The organism is Ralstonia psammae (assembly GCF_958405935.1).
Lineage (GTDB): Bacteria > Pseudomonadota > Gammaproteobacteria > Burkholderiales > Burkholderiaceae > Ralstonia > Ralstonia psammae.
In genome coordinates, this window is sequence record NZ_CATZBU010000011.1 from 39,218 (window position 1) to 55,611 (window position 16,394).

11 protein-coding genes are annotated in these 16,394 nt (G+C 64.2%); 3 read left to right on the plus strand and 8 right to left on the minus strand.

Annotated elements, in window-relative coordinates:
- The first annotated feature begins 114 nt into the window (after window positions 1–114).
- Window positions 115–1,392: a dicarboxylate/amino acid:cation symporter gene (locus R2N16_RS19160; RefSeq protein WP_316667559.1), complete on the plus strand. Its 1,278-nt coding sequence runs from the start codon at window positions 115–117 to the stop codon at window positions 1,390–1,392.
- 60 nt (window positions 1,393–1,452) lie between these two features.
- Here R2N16_RS19160 and murI read toward each other — a convergent pair whose 3' ends face one another.
- The 4 genes from murI to R2N16_RS19180 all read right to left on the minus strand — a co-directional run bounded on the left by murI (window position 1,453) and on the right by R2N16_RS19180 (window position 5,627).
- Window positions 1,453–2,301: a glutamate racemase gene (gene murI / locus R2N16_RS19165; RefSeq protein WP_316667561.1), complete on the minus strand. Its 849-nt coding sequence runs from the start codon at window positions 2,299–2,301 to the stop codon at window positions 1,453–1,455.
- Between the two features lie 14 nt (window positions 2,302–2,315).
- Window positions 2,316–3,839 (minus strand): fumarate hydratase, encoded by a 1,524-nt coding sequence (locus tag R2N16_RS19170; RefSeq protein WP_039599659.1) that lies wholly within the window; start codon window positions 3,837–3,839, stop codon window positions 2,316–2,318.
- Between the two features lie 189 nt (window positions 3,840–4,028).
- Window positions 4,029–4,568, minus strand: a complete 540-nt coding sequence (locus R2N16_RS19175) for a TIGR00645 family protein (RefSeq protein ID WP_316667565.1) — start codon at window positions 4,566–4,568, stop codon at window positions 4,029–4,031.
- Between the two features lie 87 nt (window positions 4,569–4,655).
- Window positions 4,656–5,627, minus strand: coding sequence for a DMT family transporter (locus R2N16_RS19180; RefSeq protein ID WP_316667567.1), 972 nt, complete (start codon window positions 5,625–5,627; stop codon window positions 4,656–4,658).
- A gap of 203 nt (window positions 5,628–5,830) precedes the next feature.
- On the opposite strand from R2N16_RS19180, the gene acs reads away from it, so the two are divergent.
- Together acs and R2N16_RS19190 are read left to right on the plus strand one after the other, a co-directional pair.
- Window positions 5,831–7,813 (plus strand): acetate--CoA ligase, encoded by a 1,983-nt coding sequence (acs, locus tag R2N16_RS19185; RefSeq protein ID WP_316667569.1) that lies wholly within the window; start codon window positions 5,831–5,833, stop codon window positions 7,811–7,813.
- Between the two features lie 22 nt (window positions 7,814–7,835).
- Window positions 7,836–9,899 (plus strand): sodium:solute symporter family protein, encoded by a 2,064-nt coding sequence (locus tag R2N16_RS19190; RefSeq protein WP_316667571.1) that lies wholly within the window; start codon window positions 7,836–7,838, stop codon window positions 9,897–9,899.
- A 123-nt stretch (window positions 9,900–10,022) separates the two neighbouring features.
- Here R2N16_RS19190 and R2N16_RS19195 read toward each other — a convergent pair whose 3' ends face one another.
- From R2N16_RS19195 to R2N16_RS19210, 4 genes are all read right to left on the minus strand, one after another.
- Window positions 10,023–10,826: a bestrophin-like domain gene (locus R2N16_RS19195; protein ID WP_316667573.1), complete on the minus strand. Its 804-nt coding sequence runs from the start codon at window positions 10,824–10,826 to the stop codon at window positions 10,023–10,025.
- A gap of 4 nt (window positions 10,827–10,830) precedes the next feature.
- The gene (locus R2N16_RS19200; protein ID WP_316667575.1) at window positions 10,831–11,844 is read right to left on the minus strand and encodes a hypothetical protein; all 1,014 of its coding nucleotides are present in this window, start codon (window positions 11,842–11,844) and stop codon (window positions 10,831–10,833) included.
- A gap of 306 nt (window positions 11,845–12,150) precedes the next feature.
- The gene (locus tag R2N16_RS19205) at window positions 12,151–13,713 is read right to left on the minus strand and encodes a methyl-accepting chemotaxis protein (RefSeq protein WP_316667750.1); all 1,563 of its coding nucleotides are present in this window, start codon (window positions 13,711–13,713) and stop codon (window positions 12,151–12,153) included.
- 526 nt (window positions 13,714–14,239) lie between these two features.
- Window positions 14,240–16,246, minus strand: a complete 2,007-nt coding sequence (locus R2N16_RS19210; RefSeq protein ID WP_316667577.1) for a CocE/NonD family hydrolase — start codon at window positions 16,244–16,246, stop codon at window positions 14,240–14,242.
- Window positions 16,247–16,394: the final 148 nt, after the last annotated feature.

Genomic DNA, 16,394 nt, shown 5'->3' on the forward strand with positions numbered 1-16,394 from the left:
TCTAATATCGTCGCTTTTTACAAAGCGTGACGAGCTTGGGCCGGCCCTTGGCCCCATGAGATCCGCGTCTGCGTGCGCCGTCCCTCCGGCCACGGATATTCCTTGGAGAAAGTCTTGAACACCAAACGTCTGACCTCTCACATCGGGCTGGCAATGCTGCTGGGCATTGCTGTCGGCTGGGGTTGCCACGAATACGCCAAGGACGCCGCGGCGGCCAAGGACATCGCTTCGTACTTCAGCATCATCACGGACATCTTTCTGCGCATGATCAAGATGATCATCGCGCCGCTGGTGTTCTCGACCCTGGTGACGGGCCTGGCGAGCATGAGCGGTGGCCGCTCGGTCGGCCGGGTGGGCCTGCGCGCGATGGTCTGGTTTGTGTGCGCGTCGGCCACGTCGCTGGCGCTGGGCATGCTGCTGGTCAACTTCTTCCAGCCGGGTGTGCACATGAACCTCGCGCTGCCGGATGTGTCGGCCACCTCGGGCCTGAAGACGGGCGACTTCACGCTCAAGGCGTTCATCACGCACGTGTTCCCGCGCAGCATCGTGGAGGCCATGGCCACCAACGAGATCCTGCAGATCCTGGTGTTCTCGCTGTTTTTCGGCGCCGCGCTGTCGACGATGAAGAACCCGATGGACAGCGTGATCGGCCGTGGCCTGGAAGAGCTGACCAAGCTGATGTTCCGCATTACCGACTACGTGATGCGCTTTGCGCCGCTGGGTGTGTTTGCCGCCATGGCCGCTGCCATCACGGTGGAGGGCGTGGGCGTGCTGTGGACGTACGGCAAGCTGATCGGCGAGTTCTACCTGGGCCTGGCGCTGCTGTGGGCGATCCTGTTCTTCGTCGGCTACGTGTTGCTCGGCCGTTCGCTGGGCCGCCTGCTGGGGCTGATTCGCGAGCCGACGCTGCTGGCGTTTGCGACCGCAAGCAGCGAATCCGCTTACCCGAAGACGATTGAAGCGCTGGACCGCTTTGGTGTGCCCAAGCGCATCTCGAGCTTTGTGCTGCCGCTGGGTTACTCGTTCAACCTCGATGGCTCGATGATGTACCAGGCGTTTGCGGTGCTGTTCATCGCGCAGGCCTACAACATCGAGATGAGCTTCACCCAACAGGTCACGCTGTTGCTGGTGCTGATGCTCACGAGCAAGGGTATGGCTGGCGTGGCGCGTGCTTCGCTGGTGGTGGTGGCGGCCACGCTGCCGATGTTCCACCTGCCCGAAGCCGGCTTGCTGCTGATCATCGGGATCGACCAGTTCTTCGACATGGGCCGCACGGCCACCAACGTGATCGGCAACAGCCTGGCCACGGCGGTGGTGGCGAAATATGAGCCGGCAGAAGAGGAAGAGGTGGCGGGAGTCACCGAACCTGCAGTGCAGCCGATCGTCGGCTGACGTTCAGCCAAGATGACAACACGCCGCCTTCCAGGGCGGCGTTGTCATATGTGGGCGGCGTTATTCGGGGTGAGAAGTAAGCGAAGCCACGGCCGGGCTCTGGGGCGCGTCACCAATGTCGACGTGCTGTGCCATCGGCGCTTCTCCCAGCAATGCGGCCACCATGGCTTGCAGCGGAAGCACGTCGCCGGTGCTCATGAAGCGCGGCGATGCGGGTTGGCCCGCCGCCTGCAATCCCGCCGCCGTCAGCGTACGCCCCAGATGGCGCGCGACGGCGTGACCGGTGTCGATCAATGTCAGCCGATCGCCTGCAATCTCGCGGATGGCACCTTCCAGAAACGGGTAGTGCGTGCAGCCGAGCACCAACGTGTCGGCATTCGCATCGAGCATCGGGTGTAGATAGGCCTGCAGCAGTTCCCGCACCGCAGGCGAGTGGGTGTCGCCGCGTTCGATCAGGGGGACGAGGCCGTAGCCGGGTTGGCTCAGCACCGTGCAATCGCCGGAGGCGGCCGCCAGCAGGCGTGCAAACTTCTCGCTGCGCAACGTGCTCTCGGTGGCGAGCACGCCGACCACACGGTTCTTGGACGCGGCAACTGCTGGCTTTAAACCCGGCTCAACACCAATCACCGGCACTGCCAGCTTTTCACGCAGCACATGCACGGCCTGCGCCGTGGCGGTGTTGCACGCGATCACCAACGCCTTGCAGCCCTGGTCGACCAGCCATTCGCACACACGCAGCGTGCGGTCGGCAATGTATTCGGGAGATTTTTCCCCGTAAGGGGCATGGCGGGAATCCGCCAGGTAGAGAAGCGATTCGGCCGGCAGTTCGGCGCGAATCGCGCGCAGGACGGAGAGCCCTCCGAGGCCGGAATCAAAGACTCCGACCGGTGCCTGCGCGCGTGTCGTCATACTGAACGAACGGATCAGCCTGCTGCGACCGGAATCTTGCCGATCTTGGCTTGCCATTCCGCCGGGCCGGTCTTGTGGACCGACGTGCCCGAGCTATCCACGGCGACGGTGACAGGCATGTCCTTCACGTCAAATTCGTAGATGGCCTCCATGCCCAGGTCTTCGAACGCCAGCACCTTCGAGCCCCGGATGGCCTTCGATACCAGATATGCCGCACCGCCCACGGCCATCAGGTAGGCCGACTTGTGCTTCTGGATGGATTCGATGGCCACCGGGCCGCGTTCGGCTTTGCCCACCATCGCGATCAGGCCCGTCTGGGCGAGCATCGTCTCGGTGAACTTGTCCATGCGCGTGGCCGTGGTCGGGCCGGCCGGGCCGACCACTTCATCGCGCACCGGATCGACCGGGCCCACGTAGTAGATCACGCGGTTGGTGAAGTCGATCGGCAGCTTCTCGCCCTTGGCCAGCATGTCGGCGATGCGCTTGTGTGCGGCATCGCGGCCGGTCAGCATCTTGCCGTTGAGCAGCAGCGTCTGGCCCGGCTTCCACGAGGCGACTTCTTCCGGCGTGAGCGCGTTCAGATCCACGCGCTTGGACGTTTCCGTGTTCGGTGCCCACTCGACCTTCGGCCATTGCGACAGGTCAGGCGCTTCCAGCTTGGCAACGCCGCTGCCGTCCAGCGTGAAGTGTGCGTGGCGCGTGGCGGCGCAGTTCGGGATCATGGCGACCGGCAGGTTGGCCGCGTGGGTCGGGTAGTCCAGGATCTTCACGTCGAGCACGGTGGCCAAGCCGCCCAGGCCTTGTGCGCCAATGCCCAGTGCGTTGACCTTCTCGTACAGTTCGATGCGCAGTTCTTCAGCGCGGTTGCTCGGGCCGCGGGCGATCAGGTCTTGAATGTCGATCGGCTCCATCAGGGCTTCCTTGGCCAGCAGCATGGCCTTTTCAGCCGTGCCGCCAATGCCGATGCCCAGCATGCCCGGCGGGCACCAGCCGGCGCCCATGGTCGGCACGGTCTTGAGCACCCAGTCGACGATCGAGTCCGACGGGTTCAGCATCACGAACTTCGACTTGGCCTCGGAGCCGCCGCCCTTGGCCGCGACGATCACATCCACCGTGTCGCCCGGCACGATCGACATGTTGATCACGGCCGGGGTGTTGTCCTTCGTGTTGGTGCGCTTGCCGGCCGGGTCGGCCAGAACGCTTGCGCGCAGCTTGTTGTCAACGTCGTTGTACGCGCGGCGCACGCCTTCGTTGACCATGTCTTCCAGGCTCATCGTGGCGCCGTCCCAGCGCACGTTCATGCCGACCTTCAGGAACACGGTGACGATGCCGGTGTCCTGGCAGATCGGGCGCTTGCCTTCTGCGCACATGCGGCTGTTGGTCAGGATCTGCGCGATGGCATCCTTGGCCGCCGGGCTCTGCTCCTGCTCATAGGCGCGGCCCAGAGCAGTGATGTAGTCCATCGGGTGGTAATAGCTGATGTACTGCAGGGCGTCGGCGACGCTCTGGATGAGGTCTTCTTGACGAATGACGGTCATGGTGGGGGACCAACGTATAGGAATGAAAAGCCGGTGCGGCAGGGCAGTGGTCAGTGACCTGCACTCCCTGCCTGTGGCCTGGACGGCGGGCGCCGCAGGCTCAGAACAGCCTGAGATCATACACCCAATGTCGGGCGTGGATTGTCCGAGCGCGTTCGTCGGAATCGCCGCGCCAGCAAGGGCGCCGCGTCAATGTGCGTTGCCAGCCTCGCCGTGCGGATGCGCATGCGAAACGATGCGATCCACCCAGGCCATCACCAGCGCAGACACCAGGAACGCCACGTGAATCGCCACCTGCCACAGGATCGTGTGCGTGTCTTTCTGGGCCGCGTCGATGAACGTCTTGAGCAGGTGGATCGATGAGATGCTGATCAGCGCCATCGACAGTTTGACCTTCAGCACGCCCGCGTTGACGTGGTCCAGCCACTCGGGCTCATCTTCATGCCCCTCGATGCCGAGCTTGGATACGAAGATGTCGTACCCGCCGATGATGACCATGACCAGCAGGTTGGAGATCATCACCACGTCGATCAGGCCCAGCACGGCCAGCATGATCTTGGTTTCGTCCATGTCGCCCAGGTGCGAAACCAGGTGCCAGACCTCGACGACGAACAGGTACACATACGCTGCCTGGGCGATGATCAGCCCCAGGTAAAGCGGCAGTTGCAGCCAGCGGGAAAAGAAGATCAGGCGCGGGATCGGGCGCAGCGGAGCGGTGGGCGACTTCATTGGCGGAACGGAGGGGGGCGGAAAACCGTGCGATTGTAACGTTCCGCGATGACAAAACCGCTGACGGGAAAACGATTGCGACGCGCATTATTCGCGATCCAGCGACGGATCGAGCGGGTCCAGCGGATCGGCCACGCGGCTGCGCTGTCGCCCACGCTGTATCGGCTGGCGTGGCCGTGCAGGCCAGCTTGCCACGAGGATGCCTGCCACTACGCACCCCAGCGCGATGCCGTGCGGCCAGCCTGGCGTCTCGCCCAGTGCGACGATGCCGTAAGTGGCAGCCGCAATCGGCAGCACCGAGGTGAACACCCCCGCAAGGTGGGCCGGCACGTGCCGAATGCCCTTCATCCACAGCCAGAACGAGAAGATGCTGGCCGACAGCGCATACCAAAGCACCAGGCCCCAGATGGACAGCGGCACATTCGACATATCGAATGTGAGCAGCGGCATCAGCCCCAGCGGCAGCATCAGCAGGCCGCCGATCAAATGCGTGTAGGCGCAGATCTCGATGGCGGGCAACGTTTGTGTCAGCCGCCGCGACAGGATCACGTAGATCGATTCGCATAACACCGCGCCCATCACCAGCGCATTGCCCAGCAGCGCTTGCGTGGCATCGGCAGGCACAGCGCCCGAAGATTCGCCCCCGCGATAGGCGTTGAGAATGGCGACGCCCGCCACGGCCAGCGCCACCGACGCCAGCGTGCGCCCCGACGGCTTCTCGCGCAGTACCAGCCACGACAGCAACGCCACCGAGGCCGGAATCGTGCTGGTGATGATGCCCGCAGCCAGCGCCGATGTCAGCCGGACGCCGTTCAGCATCAGCAGCGTGAAACCGAACGTACCGAAGAAAGCCTGGAGAAACAGGTTGGTCCACTCGCCGCGGGTCACGCGGCGCATGCGCGAGGGCTTGTACCACGGCGCCATGCAAACGATGGCAATCAGAAAACGCAGCAATGCAAACAGCATCACCGGCATGACGGCGACGATCGATTTACCGAAACCGACGTTGCTGCCGACCAATGCCATGGCAGCAATCAGGAAAAGGGCGTGGATGGGCACGATGGGAAATCAGTGGAAACCGGCACGGGACGCGGCTCTCTGGCCGGTCATGTTGCGCTGCGATGCGTGCCGTAACGTGAAGTGACGCATTATAGTAATGCCCTTCGCGTCGTCTTGCGGTGCAGAAATGCGTAAGGCTGGAGTCAGGTCAGCCCCTTAGATTCGCCGCAAAACGACTACAGACATCGCTATCAGGAGACACCATGGCTGGCATTGAATCTGTCCTGCAGGAAACGCGCGTGTTCGACCCGCCCGCATCCTTTGTCAAACAGGCAAACATCGCCGGCATGGAGGCGTACCGTGCGCTGTGTGCCGAAGCCGAGCACGATTACGAAGGCTTCTGGGCGCGTCTGGCACACGAGCACCTGCTGTGGCACAAGCCCTTCGCCAAGGTGCTGGATGAATCCAACGCACCGTTCTACAAATGGTTTGAAGACGGCGAACTCAACGCCTCGTACAACTGCCTCGAACGCAACCTTGAGAACGGCAACGCCGACAAGGTCGCCATCATTTTCGAAACGGATGACGCCAAGGTCTCGCGCATCACGTATCGCGAACTCCACGCACGCGTCTGCCGCTTCGCCAACGGCCTGAAGGCCCTGGGCATCAAGAAGGGCGACCGCGTCGTGATCTACATGCCGATGTCGGTGGAAGGCATTATTGCCATGCAGGCGTGCGCGCGCATCGGTGCAACGCACTCGGTGGTGTTCGGCGGGTTCTCGGCCAAGTCGCTGCAGGAACGCATCGTCGACGTGGGTGCCGTGGCGCTCATCACGGCGGACGAACAGATGCGCGGCGGCAAGGCGCTGCCGCTCAAGGCCATCGCCGATGAAGCGCTCGCCATGGAAGGCACCGACGCAGTCAAGCACGTCATCGTCTATCGCCGCACCAACGGCAACGTGAACTGGGTGGAAGGCCGCGACCGCGCGATGGACGAGGTCGAGGCGGGCCAGCCCGACACCTGCGAAGTCACGCCGGTGAGCGCAGAACATCCGCTGTTCATCCTCTACACCTCGGGTTCGACCGGCAAGCCGAAGGGCGTGCAGCACAGCACGGGTGGCTACCTGCTGTGGGCGTTGCTCACCATGCAGTGGACGTTCGACCTGAAACCCGACGACATCTTCTGGTGCACGGCCGACATCGGCTGGGTGACGGGCCACAGCTACATTGCGTACGGCCCGCTCGCTGCCGGCGCCACGCAAGTCGTGTTCGAGGGTGTGCCAACGTATCCGAACGCCGGCCGCTTCTGGGACATGATCCAGCGCCACAAGGTCAACACGTTCTACACCGCACCGACGGCCATCCGCTCGCTGATCAAGGCGGCCGAAGCTGACGAGAAGGTTCACCCGAAGCAGTACGACCTCTCCACCCTGCGCCTTTTGGGTACCGTGGGCGAGCCGATCAACCCGGAAGCCTGGATGTGGTACCACACGAACATTGGCGGCGGCCGCTGCCCGATCGTGGATACGTTCTGGCAGACCGAAACCGGCGGCCACATGATCACGCCGCTGCCGGGCGCCACGCCGCTGGTACCGGGCTCGTGCACGCTGCCGCTGCCGGGCATCATGGCCGCCATCGTCGATGAAACGGGCCAGGACGTGCCGAACGGGCAGGGCGGCATCCTCGTCGTCAAGCGCCCGTGGCCGTCGATGATCCGCAACATCTGGGGTGACCCGGAGCGCTTCAAGAAGAGCTACTTCCCGGAAGAGCTGGGCGGCAAGCTGTATCTGGCGGGTGATGGTTCCATCCGCGACAAGGACACCGGCTACTTCACCATCATGGGCCGCATCGACGATGTGCTGAACGTCTCGGGCCACCGCATGGGGACGATGGAGATCGAGTCGGCGCTGGTGTCCAACCCGATCGTGGCCGAGGCCGCCGTGGTCGGGCGCCCCGATGACATGACCGGCGAAGCCATCTGCGCGTTCGTGGTGCTCAAGCGCTCGCGCCCCGAGGGCGATGAGGCCAAGCAGATCGCCACGGAGCTGCGCAACTGGGTGGGCAAGGAGATCGGTCCGATCGCCAAGCCCAAGGACATCCGCTTTGGCGACAACCTGCCCAAGACGCGTTCGGGCAAGATCATGCGCCGCCTGCTGCGGTCTCTGGCCAAGGGCGAGGACATCACGCAGGACACGTCCACGCTGGAGAACCCGGCCATCCTCGATCAACTGAAGGAAACGCGCTAACCGCCAGCGCTGGCCGCCCACCTTGGCCACCGACTCCCAACAGGACAGCCGCTTCCGCAAGCGGCTGTTTCTGTATTACGGGCTCTATACCGTAGGGCTGCTGCTCTTCATCGCGATGATGGGCGCGATCGAGCGCGTGCGCGGGGCGGGCGTGTGGCTCGGCTATGTATTCCTGTTCGTCACCATTGCCATCTATGCGTGCATCGGACTGATCTGCCGCACGGCCGATCTGACCGAGTATTACGTGGCGGGGCGCCGCGTGCCGGCGTTCTTCAACGGCATGGCCACCGCGGCTGACTGGATGAGCGCCGCGTCGTTCATCGGCCTGGCAGGCATCGTGTTCGCCTCGGGCTATGAGGGCCTCGCCTATGTGATGGGTTGGACGGGCGGCTACTGCCTCGTCGCGTTCCTCTTGGCGCCGTACCTGCGCAAGTTCGGTGGTTACACGGTGCCGGATTTTCTCGCCAACCGCTACGGCAACGGAGAGCGCGGCGGCAGTTCTGTCGTGCGTGGCATCGCGGTGCTGGGCGCGACGCTCTGTTCGTTCGTCTACCTCGTTGCACAGATCCAGGGTGTGGGGCTGGTGGTCACGCGCTTTATCGGCGTGGAGTTTTCGGTGGGCGTGTTCTTTGGGCTGGCGGGCATTCTGGTGTGTTCGTTCCTGGGAGGCATGCGTGCCGTGACTTGGACCCAGGTGGCGCAGTACATCATCATGATCGTGTCGTTCCTGGGCGTGGTATCGATCATCGGTTGGCATCGGTATCACGATCCGGTGCCGCAGCTTTCGACGGGCCGCCTGCTGGTGCAGATCGAAAAGGAGGAGCGGCGCATCGCGCATGACCCTGCCGAGCAGCACGTGCGCGACCAGTTCCTGAGCGAGGCGCAGGCGCTGCAGGAGCGCATCTCGCAGCTGCCGCAGTCGTTTGAGCATGCGCGGGACACACTGAACACGCAGCTCAAACTTGCCCGCGAACGCAATGCGCCACTTCGCGAGATCAAGGCGCTGGAGCGCGAGCGCGAAGCGTTCCCGCCCGATGCGGCCACCGCGTCGATCCTCTGGAACCAGCAACGCGAAGACGCGCTGGCACGCAGCCGCGTGGCGCCGCCATCCACCGAGCCATTCCCGTCGGCGTCGGAACACGAGCGTGGCACCGAGCGGCTGAACTTCGTGCTGCTGGTGTTCTGCCTGATGGTGGGCACGGCCAGCCTGCCGCACATCCTCACGCGGTTTCACACCACGCCGTCGGTGCGCGAGACCCGCAATTCAGTGAGTTGGACGCTGGTTTTCGTGGCGCTGCTGTACGTGTCGGCGCCGGCGCTGGCGGCGCTCGTCAAGCTCGATCTGTTGCAGCACCTGGTTGGGGCGCCGTTTGCCGACCTGCCGCAGTGGATCGTGCCGTGGCGCAAGGTCGATCCGCCCGTGTTTGCGCTGCATGACATCAACGGCGACGGCATCGTGCAGTGGGCGGAAGTCATGTTGCAGCCGGACATGGTTGTGCTGGCCGCGCCCGAGATTGCCGGGCTGCCCTACGTGTTGTCCGGGCTGATTGCGGCGGGTGCGCTGGCGGCGGCGCTGTCGACGGCCGATGGCCTGCTGCTGACCATCGCAAACGCCCTGTCGCACGACGTGTACTTCCACATGATCGACAACACGGCGAGCCATCAGCGGCGCGTGACGAGCGCCAAGGTGGTCTTGCTGGGTGTGGCGTTGCTGGCGGCTTATGTGACGTCGTTGAAGCCGGGCAACATTCTCTTTCTGGTCGGGGCGGCTTTCTCATTGGCTGCGTCGTGCTTCTTTCCGGTATTGGTGCTGGGCGTGTTCTGGAAGCGCACCAATCGTGCCGGTGCCATCGCGGGCATGCTGACTGGGCTGGCCGTGAGCGTGTACTACATCATTGCCAACTATCCGTTTTTTACGCGCATGACGGGTGTGCTGGGCCAGCCTTGGTTTGGCGTGGACCCGATTGCCTCGGGCGCGTTCGGCGTGCCAGCGGGTTTTGTTGCAGCGATTGTCGTGAGCCTACTGACCAAGCCGAACCGGCCGGTGGTCGACAAGCTGGTCGGCTACATTCGCGATCCGCTGTAAAAAAGCCGGCTCCCGACGAGCCGGCAAAGGGCGGGGCCAAAGCGTGGGGGGCTCCGGCCCCGGGGCTGACCTCTCCCGCCAGCCCGCAACGCGAGTGGGGCGGCACGGCGAGGCGGTGCGCGCTCAATCGGTTAAGGGACTCGTCCGCGGTTTGTCGTTCGATAGCGTCTGGATGGCACGCTCGAGCGGCGCCGCACTTACGCTGACTTCGCCTGCAAAGGGCCGGTCCACAGCCAGCACAAAAAAGAACGCCAGGCCCAGCGTGGTAGCCCACACGGCCACCAGCGCCATGTGAAAACGCGTGGCAGGCAGGGCATAGAGCAGCAACAGCGACAAGCCGCTGGCGATCAGCATCACGCCCCAGAGCGTGCCGGGCATGGCGGCTTCCAGGTTCTGCAGGCGTTTCTCTCGGAACTTCACCATCTCGTTGACGCGGGCGAGCACCTCGATCAGCAGGACCCGCTCGCGATCGTCCCGGGGTGTGATGCGGTTAGCGGTGGCGAACATGCTGCTGAACGCAGCCTCCGTGTCGGCATCGGGACGCGATTGTTGCTGCATGCTTGGCCATTCGTCATGGACGACGTGTTCCAGGTAGGTCACCAGCTCGTGCCGCGCGGTTGTGGCGCTCGGGTGCGAGAACGCCGAGAGATCGCGCGCAAGTTCTGTGGCGCACGCAGCCTCGGCGGCCACGATGTCGGCGGCGGCTTGATACGCTCCCCATACCGAGATGGCCGAGAACGCGACCAGCAACGAGTTGATGGTGGTGACGGCCGTCATCATGGCGATGGTCATGTTGCGTTGTTCGGCGTCGAGCGCGACCGGGAACATGCGGCGGAACAGCCCGTAGCCACCCAATGCCACGAACAGTGTGGCGAAGACGATGACCGCGCCCATCGCCCATGCGGGGATGTTGTAGAGGAACAGCATGAGGTCACTCCTTGGATGGCCGGGTGGACAAAGACGGGGGAGCGGCGGCCGCCGGGTCGCTGGCGGCGAGCATGGCGCGCGTGAAGTCGGCCAGGCGTTTGCGCATCGCCTCGGGTGAAGTCGTGCTGTCAAGCGACTGTTGCAGATCGATCAGGTTGGCGGCGAGTTCGCTTTGCCACTGCGTACGCTCGCTGGCGGCGCGGGCACGGTAGGTCTGCATGGCGGCGTCGGCATCGGCCGAGCGGTCGCCGCGCACGAGTGTTTCCAGCGCGTCCACCAGCCGCTGCAGCAGCCGATGCACGGCGGTGGCAGAGAAGCCGCCCAGCATCGCGAGCGCCGGTTTGCCGAAGTTGTGCATGCTGCCCTGATCGAACAGTTGCGCCGGCAGCATCTCGACCAGGATCAACCCGGCAATCACCCCCAGGATCAACCGTGCGCCATAGGAGGCGTCGTATTTCGGATCGTACGTGGAGGCGGCCACGTAGCGATGTGCCTGAAACAGCGTGGCAAACGAGGCCCCCAGGCCCGCGCAGAACAGCAGGAACAGCGTGTTCCACAGCAGGCGTGTGCCGTCCGCATGCAGGAAACCCCGGTCGATGTTCGCGCTCGACACGTCGGGCGACATGCCGGTGGCAATCACGGCGATCAGGAAGACGATCGCGGCGCCGGTCAGCAGCCGGATCAACGGCACGGGACCGAGCCAGGCGAACGGATGATCGCTTCGATGCTGCGCGTCGAGCAGTGTGACGGCCTGCGGCGTGGCCGGTGCGATGGCGGCTGCAAGCTTGCGGTGGATGGCCGCCAGCGCGTGGTGCGGTGTGGCATGCGGCGGCATCTGCCGGTCGATCAGCCCGCCAAGCTGGGCGATGAGTTCCGGTGCGACCGGCAGCCCGTGGTGCAGGGCGTAGCGGGCCATGGCCTCGCATTCTTCACGCAACTGGTCAGCGAGGGCTGGGATGGGGTGCGCCTGCGGCACCGCGCGCAGGCGCAGCCAGTGCGAGAGGGCGAGCGGGATCATGCCGGCCTCCCGCCGTTACGTGGCATGCGCGGCCGGATGGCGCGGGGCGGGCTGCGTCGCTGGTGTGGGCTGTTGTGTCGCATGATGGCCTTCGTCGGCAGGGTGGGCCGTGCGCGGCCCTGGTCTGCCCCGTCGCGTGCTTTGCAGGGGCCAGTCCACTTTGCGTCGCGCATGCAAGCCCGCCAATGCGGCGGAAGTCACGAACGACGGCCTAACGAAAGACACAGGACACAAAGAAAACGCCCGCGGCCTTTTGGCGGCAGGCGCAATGACAGCTTGGAGATGACAGCTACTGCGATGCCCGGATCAGGCGTGTACGGCGTGTCGGTCGACGCGGAAAAAAGACATTGCTGCGTTCAGCTCTTGCCCCTGGTCCTGCAGCGATTGCGATGCGGCTGCGGCTTCTTCCACCAGCGCCGCATTGCGCTGCGTGACTTCATCCATTTGCGAGATGGCCTGGTTGACTTGCTCGATGCCGCGCCTCTGCTCGACCGACGCGGCGGCAATCTCTTCCATGATGTGCGTGACGCGGGCCACGGCTTGCGTGACCTCCGTCATGGTCTCACCGGCTTCGCCTGCCAGCGTGGAGCCATCGTGAATGCGTTCCACCGACGAGGCGATCAGTTCCTTGATTTCCTTGGCCGCTGTTGACGAACGCTGCGCCAGGCTGCGCACCTCGCTGGCGACCACTGCAAAGCCGCGGCCCTGTTCGCCTGCGCGCGCGGCTTCCACGGCGGCATTCAGCGCGAGGATGTTGGTCTGGAATGCGATGCCTTCAATGATGCCGGTGATGTCGGCAATCTTGCTCGACCGGTCGCTGATGTCCTGCATGGTGGACACGACCTGGCTGACGACCGTGCTGCCTTTCAGCGCCACGTCCGACGCGGTCGAGGCGAGTGCGGTGGCGTGCTGTGCGTTTTCGGCGTTCTGCTTGACGGTGGACGTCAGCTCTTCCATGCTGGCGGCCGTTTCTTGCAGCGACGATGCCTGGGCTTCCGTGCGCTGGCTCAGGTCGGCATTGCCGGCGGCAATCTGTTTGGCCGCGCCGGCGACGCTGCTGCTGCTGTCGCGCACCTTGTCGACGATCTCGGTCAGGCGGCCATTCATGTCACGCAGGGCAGAGAGCAAGTGGCTCGTCTCATCTTTGCCTTGCACCTCGATGCGGCTGCTCAGGTCACCACGTGCCACCGTCCGGGCGACATCCACGGCGGTGCGGATCGGCTGCGTGATCGAGCGCGTGATGATGATGCCCGCGACCACTGCCAGCAGCACCGCGCCGATCGACAGGCCGGCCAGCAGATTGCGCTGCATGACGTACTGCGCCTCATATGCCTGCACGAGCTGTTCCTGGCGCTCGTGCGTGTAGGTGGCGTACGCATCGGTGGTCTTGATGAGGGCGGCCAGCAGCGGACGGCATTCGTCGTCCATCTTCTGGATGGCTTCGTCGCGTTTGCCGGCCAGTGCCAGCCCGACGATGTCGGTCGCCACGGGGCCGTACTGCGCTTCCACGCGGTTGATGTCTTCCACGAGCGTACGGGCGCGGTCGCTGGCGTCCTTGGCACCCGCAATCAAGTCATTGAGCTGCTTGAGCTTGTTCTTCACATCCTCGTGCGCACGAAAGACGTCAGCCTTTTCCAGATCCAGGTCTTTCTGCGTGACCACGAGCACCAGGTTGCGTGCAGCAATGGCGCGGCGGTCCACCGCCGTGCGCACGTCGTTGGCGACGTCTGCGCGGGCGCTGATGCCGTGCACGTAGTTCGAGAATCCCTCGGTCGACTCGGACAGGGCCCGCAACGACATGCCCGATACCACGACGACGATGGCGGCCAGCACGCCAAAGCCCATGGTGAGCTTGGCCTTGATGGTCATCTGAGAAAGGTTCACAGCGTCCTCCGGTTTGCAGAATGAATCGAGATGGGGTCGCGCACCGGAGCGGCTTGAGAAAGACGGTCGACGACCACGTTTGTTATGTGCAAGGGCTGCGTACTTGAGAAAGATGCAGGTTGTGTCACGGTGTGACCGATTTGTCTTGGTTGGATTTTCCGGTCTCCACGGGGTTATCGGCATCGAAAAGAAAATCCTGAATAACATTCTTCATACGTGTTTTCACTTAATGCAATGGGAGGGCCATTGTTTTGCCGGTGAAACCTTATCGGGCAAGGCTTGGCTGGACATAATTCCGAATCGTGGGATGGGTTATGCAAACTGTATTACGCCAACGTTTTCCTACCGTATTTGGGTTACCTAAAGCCGGATATATTTATTTATTTGTGTCGGTGCATGATGCATGGTTTTACGTATGTATTTGGACGCTAGATATTTTGATCGTGCCTACGGCTTAAAGAAAACGGCCCGCCGAGGCGGGCCGTCAGGTCGCCGGTATGCGAGGCGTTTGCTACAGCGCCGTGGCCGGCACCACAGGGAGTACGACCTTGGACGGATGGGCCGCATCGCTATAGATCGTCAGCACGCCGATCAGCGAGTTGAGCAGTGTGGGCAGCGGCGGCACGCCTTGCGGCAGGTTGCTCGCGCCCACGGCCACCCGCAGCTTGTGGCCCTTGGCAATGAGCGCGCTGGTCGGGAACACCTCGACCGGCACCATCACAGCCTGGCCCGGTATGAGCGCCTGCACGGAGCTGGGTGTGAATGGATGCCACGGCTGGATCATCAGGCCGTTCATCGTGCGCGAACGACTGGCGTCCACCGCACGCAGCGAAGCCGTCTGGAGTCCATCGGTGAGCGGCGTGACATTGCCCGCGGCATCCACGTCGTCGATGCGTACCGACACACCGGCGTCCGGCGCGGTGGTCGAGACCCACACATCCGCTTCAATCGGCCCGTTGAGGTAGACATCGGCTGGCATGGGCGGCGTTTCGAACTTCACATCGGCGGCTTCAGCAAGGGTGTCGTCGGTCTGGCACGGTAGCGGGATGAACCCCGTCAAACCGGCCGTCCATTGCGACAGGCTGATCGAGCAAGCCCCGTTCAATGGCTGCTGCACCACCTTGTTTGACGCTTCGTTGGCGCCCGGCGCGGTGGTCGACAGGCTCTTGTCGCCGCGCAGGAAGAGCTGCTGCGCCTGCGCTTGCGGATGCGGCCAGTCCGTGGCGCTGGCGTAGTGGCCGTGGCCGGTCACGTATTGAGTGACGTTGGGTAGCGCATCTGCGCCCACGTTCATGCCTTTGACGTACTGGTCGAACCATTGCAACTGAATGTGGTTCAGCGGCGGCACACCATCGGCCGGCAACCCGCTGCCTAACGCGGCCTGCAGATGCGTCCACGGGCCGATCAGCAGCTTGGCAGGTGCCTGCGTCTTGATGCTCTCGTACGTGAGCGGTTCGCTGCGCTGGAAAAGATCGTGCAGGCCGCCCACCACGAAGGTCGGCACCTGGATCTTGCCGTCGTTTTCCAGCGGCGAGCGCGTCGCCCAGAACGCGCCGTCATAGGCCGTGGCCGCTGTGCCGAGCAGCGCCTGCAGCATGGTCGGCAACTGGAACGTCGTTACCGCAGACACCAGGTGCTGCAGCACGGCCGGCAGACCGATGGTCGGGTCTGTCACCAGCGTCGGATCGGTCAGGCTCAGTACCGACACCAGCCCGAACCACGCCGGGATGAACGTCAGGTTGGTCTGCCCACCCGTGAAGACGATGTCGCGGTAGCCATCGCCAATCGGCACGATGGGGAAGGCCGCCTTGACCGCCGGATGGTTCTGCGCCGCCGTGATGACCGTCGTGATGCCGAGGTACGACACGCCGTAGAGGCCGATGGCGCCGTTGCTCCACGATTGCTGCGTCACCCAGTCGACCACGTGGCCGTAGTCGCTTTGCTCATCGGCGCCAAAGGCGTCCCACGCGCCCTGCGACTGGCCGGTGCCACGCACGTCCACCACCACCGTCGCGTAGCCGTGCTGGACGATGTACGGGTCGGCCGCGCCCAGCGCTGCACCGATCGATGCTTCGTATTGCGCGTTGCCGCCGTTGTACGAGGTCTGCACCAGCACCGTCGGGAAGGTGCCCGTCGCTGCGTTGCCCGATGCATCGGCCGGCAAGGTCACATACGCCGCGAGCTTCGTGCCGTCGGGCATCGTGATGGATTGCGTGGCCTGCCGCGCGACGCCTGCGTAGAGGGCGGGCGGGTTGTAGTCGACCCACTTGGCGCCCGCGTTGCTTGTGATGGACGTGCCTGGTTGCGCGGGTGCGGCGCGTGTGCCAAGCGTGGTCCAGTTGACTGCGGCGGGCTGCGCCGGCTGTGTTGGCTGCGTGGTGGTGTTTGAATCGGCGGGGGTGCTGTTGGCGACGGTCGAGCCGTTATCGCCGCCGCAGCCCGACAGCGAAAGCGCCGCGCACAGCAGCACCGACATCAGCATGCGGCCGCGCCGCACGCGTGGGTTGCCCATCTGCATGGGGTGTCTCCTCTTGAATGCTTTTGTTGTGTTGGGGGGAATGGCCGACGTGCTGAGGGTGGCGGCACGCGACTGATCGCTCCCGGTGGGAAAGCGAAGCAAGCGAAGAGGCCGGCGCAGAAGAGGGGTGGGTGACACGACCGACCGC